This window comes from Actinosynnema sp. CS-041913 (assembly GCF_050942485.1).
Lineage (GTDB): Bacteria > Actinomycetota > Actinomycetes > Mycobacteriales > Pseudonocardiaceae > Actinosynnema.
The window spans coordinates 8,500,950-8,521,420 of the sequence record NZ_CP192037.1 but is presented as its reverse complement, the minus strand read 5'-3'; the positions used below and the strand labels follow the sequence as shown (position 1 = coordinate 8,521,420).

Here is a 20,471-nt window from a genome sequence, read left to right as displayed (position 1 = left end):
GCGGCGCGGCCCGGAGGTCTAGTGCGGCGCGGCCAGGACCCCGTCGAGCAGGCCGGGATAGAGGGCGTTCAGATCATCGCGGCGCAGACTGCTGATCCGGGACGTCCCGCGGGGCCTCACGTGCACGACGCCCGCCTCCCGCAACGTGCGCACGTGGTGGGTGAGCGTGGACGCGGCGACGCCCAGGTCCAGCACCCCGCACGAGATGCCGTCCTCGCACTCCGCGAGCGCGCGGACGATGCGCAGCCGCACCGGGTCGGCGAGGGCGGACAGCACAGCCTCTATCCGGATCTCGTCACGCGCGGGATGAGGGAGGACGCTCTGCATGCGTTTCATAGTACGAGAAGTATCGAACTTCGACTGTTGTCGTAGTACGGTCGCCATGGAACATCACTCCACCGGGGGAATCCACATGTCTGCCCGCACCTACCTGCTCACAGCCGGGGCGTTCGCCATCGGCACGAGCGGGTACATCGTCTCCGGCATCCTGCCCGCCGTGAGCCGGGAGTTGCACGTCTCGGAAGCCACCGCGGGGCAACTGCTCACGGCGTTCGCCATCGCCTACGCGATCTCGTCGCCCCTGCTCGCCGCCGTCACCGGCCGGTGGGAACGCCGCACCCTGCTCGTCGTCGCGCTCGGCGTCTCGGCCGTGGGCAACCTGCTCGCCGCACTCGCCCCGAACTACCCGTTGCTGCTGGTGGCACGCGTGATCAGCGCCCTCGGCGCGGCCGTCTACACGCCCGGCGCGACACTCGTGGCGACCGTGCTCAGCCCGCCGGACCGCCGTGGCCGCGCCGTCGCGCTGGTGTTCGGCGGTTTGACGTTCTCGCTGGTACTGGGCATCCCGGCGGGCAACCTGCTGGGCGGTCCGCTCGGCTACCAGGGCGTGTTCGGGCTGATCGCGGCCATCACGGCGGTCGCCGCCGTCGCCGTGCGCGTCGGCCTGCCACGCGTGGACCCGCCGCCTGCGGTGAGCCTGCGGGAGCGTTTCGCGCCCGCTGCGGACCGGCGTGTGGTGATGGTGCTGGCGCTGACCGTGCTCGCGTGCCTGTCGGTGTTCGCGGTGTTCAACTACATCGCGCCGCTGCTCACCGCCACCGCGCACGTGGAGGGCGCGGTGATCAGCGCGCTGCTCGTGGCGTACGGCGTCGGCGGGGCGTTCGGCAACTGGGCGGCGGGCCGACTGACCGACCGGTTCGACACCCGCAAACTGCTCGTGGTGCTGTTCAGCTTCTTCATCGTGGTGCTGGCGACGTTGCCGCTGACCCTGACCACCGTCGTGGGGGCGGCCGTGGCGCTGTTCGTGTGGGGCGCGCTGACCTGGGCGTCCAACCCGCCGATCCAGGCGTGGCTGATCGAGCTGGCGCCCGCGAACAGCGGCCTGCTGCTGTCCCTGAACGCGTCCGCGATCTACCTGGGCGTCGGGCTGTCCGGTGTGGTCGGCGGCGTGGTGATCAGCTCGGTCGGCCTGCTGCCGCTGGCGCCGATCGCGTCGCTGCTCGCCGTGGCCGCGCTGGTGCTGCTGGTCTTCGCGCTGCGGCCGGCGCCTCCTCAGGACCCTTCCGACCCGAACGCGCTGGTGGTCGTCTCACCGACTTCGGGGTCCTTGGCGAAGCAGTGGAAGTAGTTCCGGTCGCCCTCGCTGAACGCGACGGCGGTGATCTCCCAGGTCGACGTGTCCACGGTGGGGCGGGTGTTGGCCTTCATCGCTGCGGCCGTGCACACGCCCTTGACCTCGGGCGCGGTGACGAGCTCGTCGTTGTCGACCTGGGGGATCGAGCCGGACAGCCAGCCGCCGGCGAACGCCTCCCAGAAGTGCGGGATGGAGCAGTCCCCGGCGCGCCTCGCGGTGGCGGCACGTCCGCCGATGGAGATGACGCCGTGGTAGCACGTGGGTTCGGCGACGCAGTAGCCCGTGCCGCACCCCTTGAGCCGCGGCGGGGCGGACTCGGCGACGTCCTGGACGGTCGGCGCGTTCCCGGCGTTCCCGGAGTCCTTGTCTTTCGTCGTCCACCACCACGTGCCGACCGCGACCACGGCCGCGAGCGCCGCCGCCGCGATCACCAGCGGCCACGGCTTCCGTCTGGGCACGGCGGACTGGTGCGGACCAGGCCCCGACTGGAGCGGGGTGGGCCCGGTCTGGATCGGTGTGGGTCCGGCCTGGATCGGTGTGGGTCCGGACTGCAAAGGCGTGAACCCCGGCTGCACAGGCGCGGGCCAGGGCGCGACCTGCTTCAGCTCGTCCCGCAACCGCGCGGCACTGGACGTCCGATATGAGATGTCCGGGTTGAGCGCCCGGACCAGCGTCTCGTGCAGATCACGCGGCACCCCGGCCACCGGGGGCACCGGCGACCGCAGCACCTCACCGAGGTGGTCGAACGACTCGATGGGCCAAGGCACCGGCCGGGGCGGCTTGCCGGCCAACAGGTCGTACAGCGTCGCGGCCAGCGCGTACACGTCGACGGCCGGCGTCGGCTGGGCCATCGCGAACGCCTCGGGCGGGGCGTAACTCGGACTCAACGCGTCCCGCGTGACGGTGGAACTGCCTTCGGCGTCCAACAAGGCGGCCAACCCGAAATCCGCGAGCTTCGCGGTCCCGTACCGGTCGAGCAGGATGTTGCCCGGCTTGATGTCCCGGTGCAGCACCCCTTCCGCGTGGGCGGCGGCCAACGCGTCGGCCAACTGCACACCGAGCTGCCGGACGCGGTCGGCGGGCAACGGCCCGTCCCGCCGGATGAGGTCGGCCAAGGAGCCGCCGGCGCAGAGTTCCATGACGAGGTAAGGCGTGCCCTGGGGCGTGAAGTCGGCGTCGTGCACGGAGACGACGTGCGGATGCCCGGACAACCGCGCGGCGGCATGGGCCTCCCGCAGGAACCGCCGCCGGTCACGCTCGGTCTGGAGCACCCGGTTGTCGATCTTGACGGCGACGTCCCGGTTCAACTGGACCTGGCGGGCTTTGTAGACGGTGGCGAACCCGCCCTGCCCCAACGGCGTGAGATCGGCCAACCCCCGCAGCTTCACGCGGGGACTCTAACCCGAGCCCCCGACATCACCCCTGCTTGGCCGCGGCCTTGGCAGCCTTCTTGAAGTCCCTGACCTCGACCAACGACTTGGCGTCCACGACATCGGCGACACTCCGCCGCGACCCGTCCTCGCCGTAGGCGCCGGCGGCCTCCCGCCACCCGTCCGGCCGGACACCGAACTGCTTGCCCAACAGAGCCAAGAAAATCTTCGCCTTCTGCTCCCCGAACCCGGGCAACCCCTTGAGCCGCTTCAAGACAGCAGCCCCGTCACCCTCACCCCAAATCCGCCCGACATCCCCGCCATACCCATCCAGGACCGCTTGAGCCAACGCCTGGACCCTCTTGGCCATCGACCCCGGGAACCGGTGCACGGCGGGCGGCACGGCCATGGTGGCGGCGAACTCCTCCGGGTCGGCTTCGGCGATCAGCTCGGGCGACAACCCGCCGAGCCGGTCAGCCAACACCTTCGGGCCGCTGAACGCCTTCTCCATCGGGATCTGCTGGTCCAGCAGCATCCCCAGGAGCAGGGCGAACATGTCGTTGGCCAGCAGCTCGTCCGCTTCCGGGTTCTGGGCCAGGCACACCTTCGGGCTCATGGCGGTGATGCTCTCACGCGCACGCCGCTCATGCTTCAGGTGCGTTCCTCGCTCGCAGCCCCCGCTGTGCGATGTCGTACGCCCAAGTGTGGGTCGAAGGGTTGTTCTTGATGCCGGCGTGACTTTTGGTGGCTTCGGCCAAGACTTCGTGGTCTCCGAAATGAGATCCTGTCACTCCACAGATCCGAAGTCCTCGGATTGTCAAGAGGACGGCCCACCGAGGCGGCGGTGGCGGTTTTGGCGGTAGTCGTCGACCCATTTCTTGCTGCTGCGCCACAGCCCGTCGTCGCCCTTGATCGCACGTAGACGGCCTCGTATGGAGGCCACTCGGAGTGCGTTCTCGGTCAGGTCGCTGGTGGCGAGCGCCGCAAGTGGCACGAGTTTCACCGGGCCGGCGACGGCTGGGATGACGAACTTGTACAGGTTCGACGTGACGCTGCGGGCGATCAGTTCGCCGAGCGGGCCGTGCTCGCCGCGGTCCGCGCGTCTCATCGCTTGGAGGTATTTGTCGCGATCCCTCTTGAAGATGATCGCGGGCGGATAGCCGAGGCGTCCCAGCAACAGGTTGAGGACCAGTCGGCCCGCTCTTCCGTTGCCGTCCAGGAAGGGGTGTATCTGTTCCAAGGTGTTGTGGGCGCGGGCCAGTGCTTCCGGAAGCGGTTCGTCGCTGGTGGCGCGCAAACTGCCGGTCTCTCCGACCCAGTCGCGCATCAGGTGGTCCACGTCGGTCCAGGACGGCGGCTTCATGCCTCCGGGGAAGGCCGCGATCTCGTGGCGCCGGAAGCTGCCGGGGCTCTCCCCATCGGTCGCGTGCGGGTGGGGATCGATGGTCCACACCGGGGTCATGCAGAGGTGGTGGATGTGGCGGACCTCCTGCAGCGAGATGAGGTCGCCTGTCTGCCAGTCGCCCGGGTCGAGGGCTTGTCCGTAGACCCATCGTGCGGCGTCACCGTAGCCGCGCACTTCCATGTAGTCCCGGAGTGGCTTCGCACCCACCGCGCGGCCTTCATCCAGCAGGCGTTCGACTTCCTGCAGGACGAGGGTGTTGCCTTCGAGCGCGGTGCTGTTGTGGGCTTCCTGGTGCAAGATGTTGGAAAGTTGTTCGGATCAAGCCTCTCGAACTGTACCGAACAACTAGCTCCAGTTGTTCGCGACCCGTCGAGTGAATCAAACCGAACAACTAAGCGGCGTGAGGAGGGGTGCCTGGCTGACTAGCGGCCGACATCGGCTGGTCCTGGGCCAGGCACACCTTCGGGCTCATGGCGGAAGCATCCCACGACCGCTCAAGCGGTGCCCGTGTCAGGCGCGGGGAGCGGGTTGGGTCCAGGCCGGCGCGTGGGTCGAAGCGGGGTGGATCTTGTGGGATGGTTTTCGTCCTGCCGGAGGTGTTCAGGGGAGTGCGACGGTGCGCAGGGGCGACGAGGGGCCGGACGAGGTCAGCCAGCAGGCTCAGGCGTCGGACCGCAGTCACGTCCAGCAGGCCGGGCGGGATATCTACAACTGGTATCACGCGCCGGCGGCGTTTGTGCCGTTGCCTCGTCGTGGGCTGCCGCGGGTGGCTGCCGGGGTGTGGGGTGTGCTGAGTTTCGTCCTCGCCAACGGCGTTGTGGTGTTGCCGTACGTCCAAGGCCCGCGCTCGCCCGGTAGCGCGTTGGCCGGGCTCGTGTTGATGCTGGTCGCCGCGCCGGTTGCCTGGTACGTGTCCGGGGTCGTCGTCTACCTGTCGGTGCGGACGTTGTTGAGCAACCGGGCGCGGGACGGGTTCACTCGGTGGTGGGTGCGTGGGCTGGTGGGCAAGGTTGTCGTTGCCGGGTTGGCCTGGTGGTTGGTCGGTGTGTTGTTGCGGGCGGTCTGAGGTCAGGCGAATTCCGGGATCAGGTCGCCGATCAGTCTGAGGCTCGTCAGCACGTCCTCGTGGGACAGGTTGCCCACTTGGTGGAACGCCATCAGGCGGTCGATGCCCAGGTCGGCGTAGGTGCGCAGCTTCTTCCGGCACGTTTCCGGGCTGCCGACGATCAGTGAGTCCTGCTCGTTCAGCGCCTCGAAGATCTCCTCGTCGGGGACGTCCTCGCCCTGGAGCACGCGGCCGATCACTAGCTGTGCGCGGTTCGGGCCGGTGAACGCCGCGGCTTCCGCTCGGAGGAAGTCGCCGGTCCGGCCGCTCGTCGGGTCGGCCATCAGTTTCTGTTGGTGCGCAACGGTTTCCACGAACGTGTCCGCCGCCTCGAAGAACCTCAGCGCCTGCACGGTGTACCAGGCGGCTGCGGCCACGGCGCCGTTGCGGACGGCCTGCTCGTCGGTTTCCGCGCAGTGCACGAACGTGAAGAACGCGACCTGGTCGTTGACGAACGACCCCACCGGCTCCGTGCACGCCGCCGCCGCGTCGCGGTACAGGGCGACCATGCGGCGCACGCGTTCGATCGGCTCCCAGATGGTCGTGCCGAGCACGCCCACCCCGCGCCGGCCCGCTTCCTCGAACGACGCGGGCGTCGCCGCCGCCTGCCACAGCGGAGGATGGGGCTGTTGCAGGGGTTTCGGGACGATCGGCACGTCGTGGATCTCGAAGTCCTCGCCGGAGTACGAGAACCGGTCCTGCGTCCACATCCTCGGCACCATCTCGAACGCCTGCTGCGTCTGGCGCCGCACGTCACCCGGGTCGATGCCGAACAGCCGCCACTCCGGGGCGGTCGACCGGGTGAGGCCGAGTTCCAGGCGGCCGTTGCTGAGGTGGTCCAGCACGGCGGCCCGTTCGGCTACCCGGATCGGGTGGTTGAACTTCGCCGGCGCCAGGACGGCCGAGTGGCCGAGGCGGATGCGGGAGGTGTGCTGCGAGATGGCCGCCAGCAGCAGTTCCGGGGCGGACGAGAGGCTGAACTCCTCCGCGCCGTGGTGCTCCACCTGCCACCAGCAGCCGTAGCCCAGTTCGTCGGCGAGTTTCGCCTGCTCCAGGGCCTGGTTGAGGCGCGTGTGCTGGTGGCCTTCCGACCACGGGCGGGGGTCTTGGATCTCGTTGAAGACGTCCACCTTCATTCGGGCTCCTCCCACCGCGGGTCAAGATCCGCAGAACGTAGCCCGCCGGTCGCGCCGCCGGCAGCGGCCATTCGGCTGCTCCGTCCCGCGTCCGGGTGGCTCCGTCCCGGTTCAGCTCGCGCGGGTGATGGGCACGACCTGGGCCACCAGCAGGCGCAGCGCCTCGCGGTCGACGGTGGCCGGGTCCTCGGCCAGCCAGTCGCCGACCTCGGCCACGAACTGCGCGGGGGTCATCGGCGGGATCAGGGTGTCGGCGGGTTCCTCGGTGGTGATCTCGCCGGCGCGGCTCGGGTAGACCAGCAGCACGGTGCGGATGTCCAGCCACGGCAGCAGCTTCCGGTACACGGCCAGGCTGCGGGGCAGGCGCATGCCACCACCGCGGAACGGGTGGCCGTTGCGCCACAGCGTGCCGTCGTCCTCGGCCGCGTAGTGGCCCGGCAGCCAGGACTTCGACTCGATCAGCACCAGTCTGCGCCCGCAGAGCACGGCGTGGTCGACGTCGGCGAACACCGAGCCCGGCCAGGCGAGGCCGTGGAAGATCCGGGCGCCGGGCAGGCGGGTCAGGTACCGGCTGAGCAGGTCCGCGGTGAGTCGTTCGCACGGGCGGTCGTCGGTGGTGCCGTGGACCGCGCCCGCGTCGACCTCGGTGGCGAATCGCCGGTCCGCCTTGGTCGCGGTCAGGTAGCGGCGCACGAGACGGAACGCGGCCACCGCCGCCGCGGCGACCACCAGCAGCCACAGGGTCAGCGTCAACGGCGAGAAGTCGACCGCGATCACCGGCAGCAGGAGGAAGAACCACCCGCAGAGCGCGGCCAGGGCCGGCGCGTGTCCGGGACCGGCGGCCGGCGCGTAGCGGACGCGCTGCGCCACGTCGACCAGGTGCCACCAGGGGAGGCTGTCCGGGTCGACGGACGGCTTCGGGGGCACGAAGTCCGGGTCCTCGCCGAAGTTGCGCAGCCTGCCCGTCCGGCCGGTGCGTGGCGGGCGGGTCGGCGCCGTCGGTGAGTGCGGACGGGTGAACGACCAGCCCCGGTCGTAGTCGCGGCGGAGGGTCGGGTCGCGGAGCGTGTCGTAGGCCTCCTGGAGCATGCGGAAGGTCAGTGACGAGCCGCCCGCGTCGGGGTGCATGACCTTGGCCAGCGACCGGTAGGCGGATTTGATCTCCGTTGTGGACGCGTTGCGGCCCACCCCGAGGAGCTCGTAGTAGTCGACCCCGCGCACCCGGCAGACCTTAGCGGCCCGGGGTCAGGCCGTTGGTTCGGCCGTTGGTTCGGCACTGTCTTCGGGCGCGGGGTGGTGGTTAGGGTTGGGACGAGCCCGGTAGCGCAGTGGTTGTCGCGCCCTCATGCGATGGGGGAGGACGCCGGTTCGAGTCCGGCCCGGCTCGTCGTGGACCTGTAGCGCAGTGGTTGACGCGCCCGTGTCGTTCGGACTCGGGAGGACGCCGGTTCGAGTCCGGCCTGGTCCGCTGTCGTCGGTTCGAGTTGCCGGGGGCGTGGGGGTGTTGCAGGGTGCGCCCATGGCGACTTGTGACGTCTGCGGGAACGACTATTGGATGGCGTTCGAGGTGCGGACCGTCGGTGGCGGGGTGCACACGTTCGACAGTTTCGAGTGCGCGATCCAGCGGTTGGCGCCGAGGTGCGAGCACTGCGACTGCCGGATCCTCGGGCACGGGGTCGAGGTGGAGGGGCGGTTCTTCTGCTGCGCCCACTGCGCCCGCAGTGCCGACCGGCTGGGCGGGCAGATCCGGGACACCGTGGGCGCGCACCCCGGCTAGTCGCAGCCGGGCACCGGGCGGCCGTCGGCCTGGTCACGGCTGAGACCAGGCCGCCGTCGGCCTAGTCGCAGCTCAGCACCAGGCGGCCGTTGACGAACGACGGCTGCAGGTCGCCGCGCGCGTCCACGCTCTTGATGCCGTGCGGCACGACGTCCTCTATCGCGCTGAACGCCAGGATGTCCGACACGCCGTACCGGCCGCGCAGGGACCGCTGGCCCGGGAAGCGCAGGGCTCTGCCCTCCTTGCGGTCCCGGTGCGCCATGGCGGCCCGCAGGGCGCCCCTGGCCAGGGGTTCCGGGCCGGCCAGGCGTTGCAGCCTGCCGTGGTGGACCGCCACCCCGTAGCCGCGTTCGATGAGGGTCGACACCGTGTTCTCGGACGGGTCGTCGGTCAGGCGGAACGACATCGCGTGGTGGTCGCCCACCGCGTGCACGCACACCACGTGGGCGTGGAACAGCAGCGACTCGTACAGCGCCACCGCGGTCTTGTCCGCTGTGCCGGGGTCGTCGTGACCCGCGTTCAGGCCGAGCCAGGTTGTCATCGGACGTCCACGAAGATCGTTCCTGCGCCTTCCGGGAGGACGAGCCCGCCGGGCTTGGCCGCGGCTCCCGGCGAGGCTAGTCCGATCGGGTGAGGTCCAGGTAGCCTACGAATGGCTGTTGTCCGAAATCTAGATCGGGAGCAGATCGAAGCCCGTCAGGAACGGCAGCGCGCCCGCCTGCTGGAGCGCCGCCGCGGACAGCCAGACGGACAGAATCGTGATCAATGGTCCCACAACCGCCATTTCCACGGTTCCGCCGGTCTGCATGCGGAGGATCTTCGGCGGGGCCACCGGGAACCAGGTCTTGCCCGCCAGCGGGATCGGCCACAGGATCGGGCAGCCCTGCTCGGTGATCGCGTCCCCCATGTAGTGCGCGACGCAGCCGATGCCGACCGCCACCCCGCACGCCGCCGCGCTGGCCGGGGTCCGCGCCGTCCACGCCAGGCACAGGCCGGTGATCGCGGCGGACACCACGGTGATCAGCAGGGCGTCCCGCTGCGGGCACCAGTCGTTCATGATCCCGCGCACGGCCAGGCCCGCGAACACGAACATGAGCGCCGGCAGCGCCCACTTCTGCGACTGCTGGACCACGGCGGTCGTCCCCACGGCCGCCGCCAGGGCGAACGCCAGCGTGTGGGTGAGCCCCCGGTGCCCGCCGTCGCGGTTGGAGTCCCTGCGGGTGCGGGTGGTGCGGTAGACGAACGAGCTGATGGTGTTGATGGCCGCCGACGCGCCCTGGCTGATCGGGCCGAACGTCCGGGAGATCGTCGACGACGGGTGGTCCAGGTCCGGCAGCAGCGCCGCGCCGGTCGCCAGCACCGCGCCGACGGCCCAGCTCTGCGGACTGAGCTGGCCGATGGGATGGTTGTCGGCGAGCGCGGTCACCGCCGCCCAAGCCAGCAAGCCGCTCATGGCGTGCGTCGGTCCGGTCGACATGGTGCCCCCTCCAAGATCGTGAGTGGAGGCTAAGGCATTGTGACCCCGTTCCCATTTGAGTCGGGTGGGTCACCAGCGGCCGGACATAGCAGTACGCTTGTCTTGCTTGCATCGTCGCGAGAGGAGCGCCCTGAGTATGGGCAAGATCAAGGTTCAGGGGACCGTCGTCGAACTCGACGGCGACGAGATGACCCGGATCATCTGGCAGTTCATCAAGGACAAGCTGATCCACCCGTACCTGGACGTCAACCTGGAGTACTACGACCTGGGCATCGAGCACCGGGACGCCACCGACGACCAGGTCACCGTCGACTCCGCGCACGCCATCAAGAAGCACGGCGTGGGCGTCAAGTGCGCCACCATCACGCCGGACGAGGCGCGGGTCGAGGAGTTCGGCCTCAAGAAGATGTGGGTCTCGCCGAACGGCACGATCCGCAACATCCTCGGCGGCGTCGTGTTCCGCGAGCCGATCATCATCTCCAACATCCCGCGGCTGGTGCCGGGCTGGACCAAGCCGATCATCATCGGCCGCCACGCCCACGGCGACCAGTACAAGGCCACCAACTTCAAGGTGCCCGGCGCGGGTGAGCTGACGATCACGTACACGCCCGAGGACGGCTCCGAGCCGATCCGGCACGTGGTGGCCAACTACGGCCCCGACGGCGGCGTGGCGATGGGCATGTACAACTTCAACAAGTCCATCGAGGACTTCGCGCGGGCTTCGTTCGCCTACGGGCTGCAGCGGAACTACCCGGTGTACATGTCGACCAAGAACACGATCCTCAAGGCGTACGACGGCGCGTTCAAGGACATCTTCCAGGCGGTCTTCGAGTCCGAGTTCAAGGACAAGTTCGACGCCGCCGGCCTCACCTACGAGCACCGCCTGATCGACGACATGGTCGCGGCGGCGCTGAAGTGGGAGGGCGGCTACGTCTGGGCCTGCAAGAACTACGACGGCGACGTCCAGTCCGACACCGTGGCGCAGGGCTTCGGCTCGCTGGGCCTGATGACGTCGGTCCTGATGACGCCGGACGGCCGCACCGTCGAGGCCGAGGCGGCGCACGGCACCGTGACCCGGCACTACCGCCAGCACCAGGCGGGCAAGCCGACCTCCACGAACCCGATCGCGTCGATCTACGCGTGGACCGGTGGCTTGAAGCACCGCGGCAAGCTGGACGGCACCCCCGAGGTGACGGGCTTCGCCGAGACGCTGGAGCAGGTCATCATCGAGACCGTCGAGAGCGGTCGGATGACCAAGGACCTGGCCCTGCTGGTCGGACCGGACCAGGAGTGGCTGACCACCGAGGACTTCCTCGGCACGCTGGACGAGAACCTGCAGAAGCGCATGGCCGGCTGACCGCCGTCGCCGGACCGGCCCAGGCCGGTGCTGTGGAGGGGACCGCTTTCGGGCGGTCCCCTTCGCCGTTCCGGCGGGTCGGGTCGCACCGGCGGGTAGTCGGCGTCACCCGGTCGGTTCCCCTGCGGGGTGGAATCGCGTCCCGGACCTGCTGCGGGGCTGGTTGTCGCGCTATATCTGCACCTCAGGAGCGGTGTCGGGAGGCGTGGCGATGTTCGGGATTCCTGTGCGCGGGCTGATCGTGATCGGGGTGCTGGGTGTGGCGGGGGCGATGTACGTCGCCAACGGCGGCAAGCCGCTGGGGGAGGCGGGCACGGGCAAGGCGTGCCGGGTCACCGTGACCGCCGACATCCTCAACGTGCGGGCCGGGCCGGCGGACACCCAGCCGATCGTCTCGACGATCCCGCGGGACACCGTGGTCGAGGCCGACCGGAGGATCGAGAACGGGTTCCGGCTGCTGAAGGACGGGCAGTGGGTGAACAACGACTTCATCACGCCGACCTCGGACAGCGACTGCGGGTGAGGCGCTCCGGCAGCGGGTGGGTCGTGGAGCGGCCGGCCGTGGTGGTGTGATGGTCGGCATGTTCTTCCGATGGCGCTCCACGCGCCGGAACGCGGTCACCACGTGCGCGTGTGCGCCCGAATGGCCGGAGCTGCGCGCGGAGTTGGACGGGCACGCGCTGCGCGGGGTGCCGTCACCGGGTGGTAGCAGCCCGCTGGTGTGGCAGCTAGGTCTGGAGGCGTCCTGCGTCGGGTGCGGCGCGTCCTACCCGCACGGCTGGGCCGTCGCCGAACGGCACTAGGCTGCTGTCCCGTGCTCACCGTGTCCACCGTGAACGTCAACGGCCTGCGGGCTGCCGCCAAGAAGGGCTACCTGGAGTGGCTGGCCGCGACGTCCGCCGACGTCGTGTGCATCCAGGAGGTGCGCGCCGAGCCGGGCCAGCTCAGCGACGACGTCCGGTCGCCCGAGGGGTGGCACGTGGCGCACGCGCACTCGGAGGTCAAGGGGCGCAACGGGGTCGCCGTGCTGACCCGGCAGGCGCCCGAGGCGGTCCGGATCGGTTTCGGGGCCCCCGAGTTCGAGCACTCCGGGCGGTACGTGGAGGTGGAGCTGCCGTCCGTGGTGGTGGCGAGCCTGTACTTGCCGAGCGGCGACGTCGGCACGCCCCGGCAGGACGAGAAGGAGCGGTTCATGGCCGCGTTCCTGCCGTACCTGGTGGAGTTGCGGGAGAAGGCGGCGGCGGACGGGCGTGCGGTCGTGGTGTGCGGCGACTGGAACATCGCGCACCGCGAGGCGGACCTGAAGGCTTGGAAGACCAACCAGAAGTCGTCGGGGTTCCTGCCTTCGGAGCGGGCTTGGCTGTCCGAGGTGTTCTCGTCCGGGTACGTGGATGTGGTGCGCTCCCTGCATCCCGACGCCGTGGGGCCGTACTCGTGGTGGTCTTACCGGGGGAAGGCGTTCGACAACGACTCCGGGTGGCGGATCGACCTGGTCGTCGGGACGGACGGGATCGCGGCCACGGCTACCGGCGCGGTGGTGGAGCGGGCCGCTTCCTATGGTGAGCGGTGGTCGGACCATGCGCCGGTCACGGTGAGTTTTGACTGGCCGAGGACCTGAGATCGGGCACAATCGTGGCCAGGAGGTGACGGGAGTGCACGAGATCATCGCGGCCAAGTTGCCCGAGGTCGAGGACCTGTGTCGCGTGTTGGGCGTTCGTCGCCTCGACGTGTTCGGGTCCGCTGTCGGTGACTCGTTCGACGTGGTGTCCAGTGACGTGGACGTTCTCGTGGAGTTCGACGCCGGACCGGGCTTCGACTACTTCGGCAGCTACTTCGCCCTGAAGGAAGGGCTGGAGCAGATCTTCGGCCGACCCGTCGATCTCGTGAGCGGTTCCAGCATCCGCAACCCGTACTTCCGGCAGCGAGTGATGGAGACCAAGGAAGAGCTGTACGCGGCCTGATTCCCACGCATAAGGACGGGGATCGCGGTCCGCGGTGGTGGAACGCGCTGCTTCTTATGGGGAGCGGTGGTCGGATCACGCGCCGGTGACCGTGACGTTCGACTGGCCCCAGTCCTAGTCGTCGGCCTTCCAACGATCTACCTGCCGATCGTCTTCGCTCGTTCGGCCGCACTTCACCCGGTGTTGGTGACTCCCCACCGCAAATCGTGAAACTCTTTCACCAATTCGAGGTGAGGAGCGGTCGATGGCGGGGATCAACCGACGGCGTTTCTTCCAGGCGGCCGGGGTCGCGGGTGTGGCGGTCCTGTGGGGTGGGGTGCCCGCCTCCGCCGTCGCCACCGGCACCACGTTGGACCGTGCCGCGATGCCCGTCGGCGCCACCGGGTACCGCAGGCTCGCGGCTGGGCCCGGGTGGCCGTTGGTGGTGCGCGGGGACATTGCCGTCCCCGACGCCGGGCGGGTCGACCGGCGGCGGGCGTTGGCGTGTTTCGTGCAGTTCACCGACATGCACATGGTCGACGCGCAGAGTCCTGCCCGGTTCGAGTACACGCACCCGCTCCTGGGGGCCGGGGCGTTCCGCGCGCACGAGACGCTCGCTCAGCACACGTCGGCCGCGTTGGTGCGCAAGGTCAACGCGCTGGCCGGCGGGCCGTTCACCGGGCGTCCCATCGACTTCATGATGACCACCGGCGACAACACCGACAACCACGAGCAGGTCGAGCTGGACTGGTTCCTCACCGTCCTCAACGGCGGGCGGATCACGGCCAACACCGGCGACTCCCGGTACGAAGGCGTGCAGAACTCCGGCGTCAAGGCCTACTGGAACCCCGAGAGCGCCCTCGTGGACGACTACAAGGCCAAGGGCTTCCCGCGCGTCCCGAACCTGCTGGACGCCGCCCTCCGTCCGTTCGACAGCCCCGGCCTGCGCATCCCGTGGTACTGCACGTTCGGCAACCACGACGACAGCGTGGTCGGCTCGCTCCCCGACGGCATCCCCTTCATCGACGCCCTCTACACCGGCCGCCACAAGGTCATGGGGTTCCCGGACGCCGACTCCGCCCGGATCGCCCGCGCCATGACCGACCCCGCCCACGTGGGCGACGCGGCGGCCGTGCTGGCGGCCAACGCCGGTCTGGTCCGCACCGTCACGCCGGACGCCCGGCGCAGGCCGTTCAGCACCGCCGGGTTCGTCCAGGCCCACCTCGACCCGCGCAACACCGGCCCCGGACCGGTCGGCCACGGGTTCACCCCGGACAACGCCGACGGCGTGGACGTCTTCTACACGTTCCGCATCGCGCCCGGCGTCACCGGCATCAGCCTGGACACCACGACCACCGCCGGGTTCGCGGACGGCTCCATCGGCCTGCACCAGTACCGGTGGCTGGAGAAGACCCTGCGCCGCAACAGCTCCCGCTACTACGACGTCTTCGGCTTCCGGCAGACCCAGGCCGTCACCGACGAGCTGTTCGTCCTGTTCAGCCACCACACGAGCTGGACCATGGGCAACGTCCTGCCCGACCGCCGCCGCCCGCTCGACCCGCGCCTGGCCGGCAACGCCCTGGTCGCCCTGCTCCAGCGCTTCCCGAACGTCGTCGCCTGGGTCAACGGGCACACCCACGAGAACCGGATCGTCCCGCACGGCACCGGCGAGCGGGCGTTCTGGGAGATCAACACCGCCGCCCACGTGGACCACCCGCAGCACGCCCGGATCATCGAGCTGGCGGACAACGGCGACGGCACGCTGTCGCTGTTCACCACGCTCGTGGAAGGGGACGCCCCGTACGCCGCCGACTACGACGACTTCTCCCCGGCGGGGCTCGCCTCCCTCGCCCGCGAGTTCGCGTTCAACGATCCGCACGCCGACCCGGGCGCGGTCGGCGCGCCCACCGATCGGAACACCGAACTGCTCGTGGCCGGGCGGTCACCCGCGCCGGCCTGACGGCTCCCACGATCGTGCGCCACGTCACTCCCGACCTCGGACGTGGAATTTTGGCCGCCTAGTGTCGTTGACGTGGCAGTGGACATCTCGATCACCCCGCCCGAGTCCCGGCCGAGCGCGGCGGCCATGAGGCGCGCGCTGCGCCGTGCCGCCGACGGCGCAGTGTTGGACGTGACCGAGGCGTCCGTGCTGTTGCAGGCCCGCGGTGACGACCTCGACGCGCTGCTCGCGGCGGCGGGCCGGGTGCGTGACGCCCACCTGCTGGCCGAGGGCCGTCCGGGGGTCGTGACCTACAGCCGCAACGCGTTCATCCCGCTGACCCGGCTGTGTCGCGACCGGTGCCACTACTGCACGTTCGCGACGGTGCCGCACAAGTTGCCGGCGGCGTTCCTGGAGCGCGACGAGGTGCTGGACATCGCGCGCCGGGCCGCCGCGCAGGGTTGCAAGGAAGCCCTGTTCACGCTGGGCGACCGGCCCGAGGAGCGCTGGCCCCAGGCCAAGGAGTGGCTGGAGGCCCGCGGCTACGCGTCCACCCTGGACTACGTCCGGGCCTCGGCGATCGCGGTCCTCGAAGAGACCGGGCTGCTGCCGCACCTCAACCCCGGCGTGCTGAGCTGGGAGGAGTTGCAACGGCTGCGGCCGGTGGCGGCCAGCATGGGCATGATGCTGGAGACCACCGCCGAGCGGCTGTGGAGCGAGAAGGGCGGCCCGCACTACGGCAGCCCCGACAAGGAGCCCGCCGTCCGGCTGCGGGTCCTCACCGACGCCGGACGGGTCAACGTCCCGTTCACCACCGGCATCCTGATCGGGATCGGCGAGACGATCACCGAGCGCGCCGAGAGCCTGCTCGCGATGCGCGGGATCGCCCGGCAGTACGGGCACATCCAGGAAGTGATCATCCAGAACTTCCGGGCCAAGCCGGACACCGCGATGCGCGGGATGCCCGACGCCGACCTCCACGAACTCGCCGCCACGATCGCGGTCGCCCGGCTGGTGATGCCCTCGTCCACCAGCGTGCAGGCCCCGCCGAACCTGGTCGGCGACGAGTTCGGGCTGATGCTGCGCGCCGGGATCGACGACTGGGGCGGCGTGTCGCCGGTGACACCCGACCACGTCAACCCGGAACGCCCGTGGCCCCAGGTCGACACGCTGGGCCGGCTCACCCGGACCGCCGGGTTCGACCTGCGGGAACGCCTCGCGGTCTACCCGGGTTACGTCCGCGCCGCGCCGGGGCAGTGGATCGACACCCGCCTCACCGCGCACGTGCGGGCGCTGGCCCGGCCGGACGGCCTGGCCGACCCGGACGCCGAGGTGGCGGGCCGCGAGTGGCAGGAGCCCGACGGCGGGCTGGACACCTACGGCCGCGCCGACCTGCACACCGCGATCGACACCGAGGGTCGCACCGGCGACCGGCGGGGCGACTTCGACTCCGTCTACGGCGACTGGGCCTCCCTGACCGTGCCGAAGGCCGCCGAACGCCTGCCCGAGGACGCCGCCCGAGCCCTCCGGCTGGCCGCCGACGACCCGGCGAAGCTGCTGGACGACACCGACGCGGCGATGGCGCTGCTGACCGCCGACGGCGAAGCGCTGGAGACCATGGCCCGGCTCGCCGACGAGCTGCGGGCGGACGTCGTGGGCGACGACGTCACCTACGTGGTCAACCGCAACATCAACTTCTCCAACGTCTGCTACGTCGGCTGCCGGTTCTGCGCCTTCGCCCAGCGCGAGCGCGACGCCGACGCGTTCCGGCTGAGCATCGACGAGGTCGCCGACCGCGCCCAGGAGGCCTGGGACGCGGGCGCGACCGAGGTCTGCATGCAGGGCGGCATCGACCCGAAGCTGCCGGTCACCTACTACGCCGACGTCGTCCGGGCGATCAAGGCCAAGGTGCCCGGTATGCACGTGCACGCCTTCAGCCCGATGGAGATCGTCAGCGCGGCGGCCAAGGCGGGCGTGAGCGTGCGGGAGTGGCTCACCGACCTCAAGGAGGCCGGTCTCGACACCATCCCCGGCACGGCGGCGGAGATCCTGGACGACGACGTCCGCTGGGTGCTCACCAAGGGCAAGCTGCCCGCCGCCACCTGGCTGGAGGTCGTCGCCACCGCGCACGAGGTGGGCATCCGGTCGTCGTCCACGATGATGTACGGCCACGTCGACCACCCCGGCCACTGGCTCGGCCACTTCCGCGCGCTCGCCGCGCTCCAGGACCGCACCGGCGGCCTGACCGAGTTCGTCGGCCTGCCCTTCGTGCACCGCAACGCCCCCATCTACCTGGCGGGCGTGGCCCGGCCCGGACCGACCCGGCGGGACAACCGCGCCATCCACGCGTTCGCGCGGCTGGCCCTGCACGGGCGGATCGGCAACATCCAGTGCTCGTGGGTCAAGCTCGGCGACGAAGGCACCGCTGAAGTGCTGAAAGGCGGAGCCAACGACCTCGGCGGCACGTTGATGGAGGAGACCATCAGCCGGATGGCGGGCTCCGAGCACGGCTCGGCGCGGACCGTCCGGCAGCTCCACGCGACCGCCGCGCTGGCCGGTCGGCAGGCCCGCCAGCGGACTACGACATATGGCCGAGTCGACGCGGTGAGGTAACCCCCACGAGCGAGCCGGTGACGCGCCGCGGTTAGTCTGCCGCCGGACGTGTTCACCCGAACCCCGTACCGGAGTCCAACAGCTTCGGTAGGTTCGCGGCCGTCCGTCAACAGGGTTCACCCGTAGTGGTGACGCGGTGTTGGTGAGGGAGGCTCGGCAGTGCGCGGTCGCAGTGCAGCACTGGGTGTGGTCGTCGGCACGGTGTCGACCCTGGTCACGGTGGGTGTCGCGGATGCGGGCACCAGCACGGTGGCCCTGGGCGCGACGTCGGTGAACACGCCGGTGGGCGTCGCCGCCGTCGCGATGGGCGTGGTCGGCCTGGTCGCCGGCCTGGTCCGGCGCCGCCGGGCGGCCGTGGTGCGGGCCAAGTCCGAGGCGGCGGCCGTCGCCGTCGCGCAGGCCGCGATCGAGCCCGCTCCCACGCGCGCCTGATCCGCCTGGGAGAATCGGGTCGTGGCACCTGAGACCTCCGTCGAGCACACCGCCGTCCCGGTGAGCCGTCCCCGCGTCCTGTCCGGCATCCAGCCGACGGCGGGGTCGTTCCACCTCGGCAACTACCTCGGCGCGATCCGGCAGTGGGTCGCGCTCCAGGAGACCCACGACGCGTTCTACTGCGTGGTGGACCTGCACGCCATCACCGTCGAGCAGGATCCGAAGATCCTGCGGCAGAACACCCGCGTGTCGGCGGCGCAGCTACTCGCGCTGGGCATCGACCCCGACCACGCCACGCTGTTCGTGCAGAGCCACGTGCCCGAGCACGCCCAGCTCGCCTGGGTGCTCCAGTGCCTGACCGGGTTCGGCGAGGCCGGCCGGATGACCCAGTTCAAGGACAAGTCGGCGCGGCAGGAGGCGCAGGTCGGCGTCGGACTGTTCACCTACCCGATCCTCCAGGCCGCCGACATCCTGCTGTACCAGGCGCACCACGTGCCGGTCGGCGAGGACCAGCGCCAGCACCTGGAGCTGACCCGCGACCTCGCGCAGCGCTTCAACACCCGCTACGGCAAGACGTTCCGGCTGCCCGAGGTGTACATCGTCAAGGACACCGCCAAGATCTACGACCTCCAGGACCCGACGTCGAAGATGAGCAAGTCGGTGCCGGCCGGCGTGGTGGAGCTGCTGGAGGACCCCAAGCGGGGCGCGAAGAAGATCCGCTCGGCGGTCACCGACACCGGGCGGGAGATCGTCTACGACCCCGCCGGGAAGGCCGGCGTCAGCAACCTGCTGGTGATCTACTCGGCGCTGAGCGGGCGGACCGTGGACGACCTCGTGGCCGCGTACGAGGGCAAGGGGTACGGGGACCTGAAGAAGGACCTCGGCGAGGTGTACACGGAGTTCGTGACGCCCTTGCAGGAACGCGTCCAGCACTACCTGTCCGACCTGGCGGAGCTGGACAAGGTCCTGGCGCGCGGGGCGGAACGGGCGCGTGAGGTGGCATCGAAGACGTTGGGCCGGGCTTACGACCGCATCGGGTTCCTGGCCGGTCCCTGATCACCCCGTCGAGTGGCGGTTGATCACCGGACGGCTTAACGTCGTCCCGTGGCGCAACAGCCGGGGCCGGCGGAGAAGTCAGGGGCGACGGCGGCGACCAGGTCGAAGCCGGCGGTGAAGTCGAAATCCGGGGCGTCGGCGGCGAGGTCGAAGTCGGCGGGTGAAGCGGCGGCCAGGCCGAAATCCGGGGCGTCGGCGGTGGAGTCGGGGGCGTCGGCGGCGGCGAAGCCGGCGGAGGAGTCGAAGCTCCAGCGGCTGCGCCGGGAGCGTCCCTGGCTGGACCACCTGCTCCGCGCCGCCCAGCGCTACAGCGAGCAGTACGGCGCGCACTACGCCGCCGCGGTGACGTACTTCAGCGTCCTGTCGCTGGTCCCGATGCTGATGATCGGCTTCGCCATCGCCGGTTTCGTGCTGTCGTCGCAGCCGGAGCTGCTGGACGAGCTGAAGGGCGGCATCGCCGAGGCCGTGCCGGGCGCGCTGGGCGTGACCGTCAACAACGTGGTCAACCAGGCGATCGAGTCCAAGGGCACGGTCGGCGTGTTCGGCCTGCTCGGCGCGGCCTACTCGGGCCTCGGCTGGATGAGCAACCTGCGGGACGCGCTGACCGCGCAGTGGGGCCACGCCAAGGAGGACCTGCCGTTCCTGAAGACGGCCCTGAAGGACCTGCTGGCGCTGCTCAGCCTCGGCGTGGCGCTGGTGGTGTCGTTCGGCCTCACCGCCGTCGGCAGCGGGTTCGGGCACCTGGTGCTGGAGTTCGTCGGCCTGGACGGCGTGCGGTGGGCCGAGGTGCTGCTCAAGATCGGCACGATCGTCCTGGCGCTGGCGGCGAACTGGCTGGTGTTCCTGTGGGTGCTGGCGAAGCTGCCGCGCAAGGCCGTGGGGTGGCGCAGCGCGGTGAAGGGCGCTGCAGCCGCCGCGGTCGGCTTCGAGGTGCTCAAGCAGGTCGGGACGATCTACCTCACGGTGGTGACGACGTCGCCGGCCGGCGCCGCGTTCGGCCCGGTGATCGGTGTGCTGGTGTTCGCCAACCTGGTGGCCCAGTTCCTGCTGTTCATCACGGCTTGGACGGCCACCGCGCGGGAGAACCTGCTCCGCGACCTGCCCGCCCCGCCGCCGCCCGCGGTGATTCAGCCGATCGTGGAGGTGCACCGGTCGCCGAGCCCCCGCGCCGCCGTGGGGCTGGTCGGCGCGGGGGTCCTGCTGGGTGCGCTGTTCCGGCGTCGGTGAGGTC

Annotated in this window: 21 protein-coding genes and 2 tRNA genes; 15 read left to right on the top strand and 8 right to left on the bottom strand. The window is 70.4% G+C overall.

Annotation, left to right across the window (positions count from 1 at the left end; genetic code table 11):
- Positions 1-18 precede the first annotated feature (18 nt).
- Positions 19-327 (bottom strand): ArsR/SmtB family transcription factor, encoded by a 309-nt coding sequence (locus ACQPZF_RS38340; protein WP_433265574.1) that lies wholly within the window; start codon positions 325-327, stop codon positions 19-21.
- A gap of 85 nt (positions 328-412) precedes the next feature.
- On the opposite strand from ACQPZF_RS38340, the gene ACQPZF_RS38335 reads away from it, so the two are divergent.
- On the top strand, positions 413-1,627 hold the full coding sequence (locus ACQPZF_RS38335) for an MFS transporter (protein ID WP_433265572.1): 1,215 nt from the start codon (positions 413-415) through the stop codon (positions 1,625-1,627).
- Here ACQPZF_RS38335 and ACQPZF_RS38330 read toward each other — a convergent pair.
- The 3 genes from ACQPZF_RS38330 to ACQPZF_RS38320 all read right to left on the bottom strand — a co-directional run bounded on the left by ACQPZF_RS38330 (position 1,552) and on the right by ACQPZF_RS38320 (position 4,705).
- The gene (locus ACQPZF_RS38330) at positions 1,552-3,021 is read right to left on the bottom strand and encodes a serine/threonine-protein kinase (RefSeq protein ID WP_433265570.1); all 1,470 of its coding nucleotides are present in this window, start codon (positions 3,019-3,021) and stop codon (positions 1,552-1,554) included. The genes ACQPZF_RS38335 and ACQPZF_RS38330 overlap by 76 nt on opposite strands.
- Positions 3,022-3,049: 28 nt before the next feature.
- Positions 3,050-3,619, bottom strand: coding sequence for an HhH-GPD-type base excision DNA repair protein (locus ACQPZF_RS38325; RefSeq protein WP_433265569.1), 570 nt, complete (start codon positions 3,617-3,619; stop codon positions 3,050-3,052).
- A 201-nt stretch (positions 3,620-3,820) separates the two neighbouring features.
- Positions 3,821-4,705, bottom strand: a complete 885-nt coding sequence (locus tag ACQPZF_RS38320) for a Fic family protein (protein WP_433265567.1) — start codon at positions 4,703-4,705, stop codon at positions 3,821-3,823.
- Between the two features lie 319 nt (positions 4,706-5,024).
- On the opposite strand from ACQPZF_RS38320, the gene ACQPZF_RS38315 reads away from it, so the two are divergent.
- Positions 5,025-5,474 carry a hypothetical protein gene (locus ACQPZF_RS38315; protein WP_433265565.1) on the top strand — a complete coding sequence of 150 codons (450 nt, stop codon included), beginning with the start codon at positions 5,025-5,027 and terminating at the stop codon, positions 5,472-5,474.
- Positions 5,475-5,476: 2 nt separating this feature from the next.
- On the opposite strand, the gene ACQPZF_RS38310 is transcribed toward ACQPZF_RS38315, so the two are convergent.
- Together ACQPZF_RS38310 and ACQPZF_RS38305 are read right to left on the bottom strand one after the other, a co-directional pair.
- The gene (locus ACQPZF_RS38310) at positions 5,477-6,649 is read right to left on the bottom strand and encodes an LLM class flavin-dependent oxidoreductase (protein ID WP_433265563.1); all 1,173 of its coding nucleotides are present in this window, start codon (positions 6,647-6,649) and stop codon (positions 5,477-5,479) included.
- Between the two features lie 111 nt (positions 6,650-6,760).
- Positions 6,761-7,870 (bottom strand): J domain-containing protein, encoded by a 1,110-nt coding sequence (locus ACQPZF_RS38305; protein ID WP_433265561.1) that lies wholly within the window; start codon positions 7,868-7,870, stop codon positions 6,761-6,763.
- Between the two features lie 92 nt (positions 7,871-7,962).
- Between ACQPZF_RS38305 and ACQPZF_RS38300 the strand changes: the two genes are divergently transcribed.
- The 3 genes from ACQPZF_RS38300 to ACQPZF_RS38290 all read left to right on the top strand — a co-directional run bounded on the left by ACQPZF_RS38300 (position 7,963) and on the right by ACQPZF_RS38290 (position 8,426).
- Positions 7,963-8,036: transfer RNA gene (locus ACQPZF_RS38300), tRNA-Arg, on the top strand.
- Positions 8,037-8,040: 4 nt separating this feature from the next.
- Positions 8,041-8,117: transfer RNA gene (locus ACQPZF_RS38295), tRNA-OTHER, on the top strand.
- A gap of 51 nt (positions 8,118-8,168) precedes the next feature.
- Positions 8,169-8,426 carry a Prokaryotic metallothionein gene (locus ACQPZF_RS38290; protein ID WP_433265559.1) on the top strand — a complete coding sequence of 86 codons (258 nt, stop codon included), beginning with the start codon at positions 8,169-8,171 and terminating at the stop codon, positions 8,424-8,426.
- Positions 8,427-8,487: 61 nt separating this feature from the next.
- Here ACQPZF_RS38290 and ACQPZF_RS38285 read toward each other — a convergent pair whose 3' ends face one another.
- Both ACQPZF_RS38285 and ACQPZF_RS38280 read right to left on the bottom strand, forming a co-directional pair.
- Entirely contained in the window at positions 8,488-8,967 is a 480-nt protein-coding gene (locus ACQPZF_RS38285; RefSeq protein ID WP_433265557.1) for a hypothetical protein, read from the bottom strand.
- 129 nt (positions 8,968-9,096) lie between these two features.
- Complete coding sequence (locus ACQPZF_RS38280; protein ID WP_433265556.1) at positions 9,097-9,903, bottom strand: metal-dependent hydrolase; 807 nt, start codon at positions 9,901-9,903, stop codon at positions 9,097-9,099.
- A 136-nt stretch (positions 9,904-10,039) separates the two neighbouring features.
- Here ACQPZF_RS38280 and ACQPZF_RS38275 point away from each other — a divergent pair, with 136 nt between their 5' ends.
- The 10 genes from ACQPZF_RS38275 to yhjD all read left to right on the top strand — a co-directional run bounded on the left by ACQPZF_RS38275 (position 10,040) and on the right by yhjD (position 20,467).
- Complete coding sequence (locus ACQPZF_RS38275) at positions 10,040-11,260, top strand: NADP-dependent isocitrate dehydrogenase (RefSeq protein ID WP_433265554.1); 1,221 nt, start codon at positions 10,040-10,042, stop codon at positions 11,258-11,260.
- Between the two features lie 211 nt (positions 11,261-11,471).
- Positions 11,472-11,783: an SH3 domain-containing protein gene (locus ACQPZF_RS38270; protein ID WP_433265552.1), complete on the top strand. Its 312-nt coding sequence runs from the start codon at positions 11,472-11,474 to the stop codon at positions 11,781-11,783.
- A gap of 58 nt (positions 11,784-11,841) precedes the next feature.
- The gene (locus ACQPZF_RS38265) at positions 11,842-12,063 is read left to right on the top strand and encodes a hypothetical protein (RefSeq protein ID WP_433265550.1); all 222 of its coding nucleotides are present in this window, start codon (positions 11,842-11,844) and stop codon (positions 12,061-12,063) included.
- 11 nt (positions 12,064-12,074) lie between these two features.
- Positions 12,075-12,878, top strand: a complete 804-nt coding sequence (locus tag ACQPZF_RS38260) for an exodeoxyribonuclease III (RefSeq protein WP_433265548.1) — start codon at positions 12,075-12,077, stop codon at positions 12,876-12,878.
- Positions 12,879-12,912: 34 nt separating this feature from the next.
- Complete coding sequence (locus ACQPZF_RS38255; RefSeq protein WP_433265546.1) at positions 12,913-13,221, top strand: nucleotidyltransferase family protein; 309 nt, start codon at positions 12,913-12,915, stop codon at positions 13,219-13,221.
- A 244-nt stretch (positions 13,222-13,465) separates the two neighbouring features.
- The gene (locus ACQPZF_RS38250; protein WP_433265544.1) at positions 13,466-15,160 is read left to right on the top strand and encodes a TIGR03767 family metallophosphoesterase; all 1,695 of its coding nucleotides are present in this window, start codon (positions 13,466-13,468) and stop codon (positions 15,158-15,160) included.
- 72 nt (positions 15,161-15,232) lie between these two features.
- Entirely contained in the window at positions 15,233-17,752 is a 2,520-nt protein-coding gene (locus ACQPZF_RS38245; protein ID WP_433265542.1) for a bifunctional FO biosynthesis protein CofGH, read from the top strand.
- 159 nt (positions 17,753-17,911) lie between these two features.
- On the top strand, positions 17,912-18,184 hold the full coding sequence (locus ACQPZF_RS38240; RefSeq protein WP_433265541.1) for a hypothetical protein: 273 nt from the start codon (positions 17,912-17,914) through the stop codon (positions 18,182-18,184).
- Positions 18,185-18,205: 21 nt separating this feature from the next.
- On the top strand, positions 18,206-19,240 hold the full coding sequence (gene trpS / locus ACQPZF_RS38235) for a tryptophan--tRNA ligase (protein WP_433265539.1): 1,035 nt from the start codon (positions 18,206-18,208) through the stop codon (positions 19,238-19,240).
- A 198-nt stretch (positions 19,241-19,438) separates the two neighbouring features.
- Complete coding sequence (yhjD, locus tag ACQPZF_RS38230; protein ID WP_433274908.1) at positions 19,439-20,467, top strand: inner membrane protein YhjD; 1,029 nt, start codon at positions 19,439-19,441, stop codon at positions 20,465-20,467.
- The last annotated feature ends 4 nt before the right edge of the window (positions 20,468-20,471 follow it).

What these genes read in the sequence shown, in the direction of transcription:
- ACQPZF_RS38280 (WP_433265556.1), bottom strand. Translation starts at nt 9,903, where the DNA reads ATGTCGACCGGACCGACGCACGCCATGAGCGGCTTGCTGGCTTGGGCG.
- ACQPZF_RS38250 (WP_433265544.1), top strand. Translation starts at nt 13,466, where the DNA reads ATGGCGGGGATCAACCGACGGCGTTTCTTCCAGGCGGCCGGGGTCGCG.
- ACQPZF_RS38325 (WP_433265569.1), bottom strand. Translation starts at nt 3,619, where the DNA reads ATGAGCCCGAAGGTGTGCCTGGCCCAGAACCCGGAAGCGGACGAGCTG.
- ACQPZF_RS38285 (WP_433265557.1), bottom strand. Translation starts at nt 8,967, where the DNA reads ATGACAACCTGGCTCGGCCTGAACGCGGGTCACGACGACCCCGGCACA.
- ACQPZF_RS38275 (WP_433265554.1), top strand. Translation starts at nt 10,040, where the DNA reads ATGGGCAAGATCAAGGTTCAGGGGACCGTCGTCGAACTCGACGGCGAC.
- ACQPZF_RS38270 (WP_433265552.1), top strand. Translation starts at nt 11,472, where the DNA reads ATGTTCGGGATTCCTGTGCGCGGGCTGATCGTGATCGGGGTGCTGGGT.
- ACQPZF_RS38265 (WP_433265550.1), top strand. Translation starts at nt 11,842, where the DNA reads ATGTTCTTCCGATGGCGCTCCACGCGCCGGAACGCGGTCACCACGTGC.
- ACQPZF_RS38310 (WP_433265563.1), bottom strand. Translation starts at nt 6,649, where the DNA reads ATGAAGGTGGACGTCTTCAACGAGATCCAAGACCCCCGCCCGTGGTCG.
- ACQPZF_RS38290 (WP_433265559.1), top strand. Translation starts at nt 8,169, where the DNA reads ATGGCGACTTGTGACGTCTGCGGGAACGACTATTGGATGGCGTTCGAG.
- ACQPZF_RS38335 (WP_433265572.1), top strand. Translation starts at nt 413, where the DNA reads ATGTCTGCCCGCACCTACCTGCTCACAGCCGGGGCGTTCGCCATCGGC.
- ACQPZF_RS38340 (WP_433265574.1), bottom strand. Translation starts at nt 327, where the DNA reads ATGCAGAGCGTCCTCCCTCATCCCGCGCGTGACGAGATCCGGATAGAG.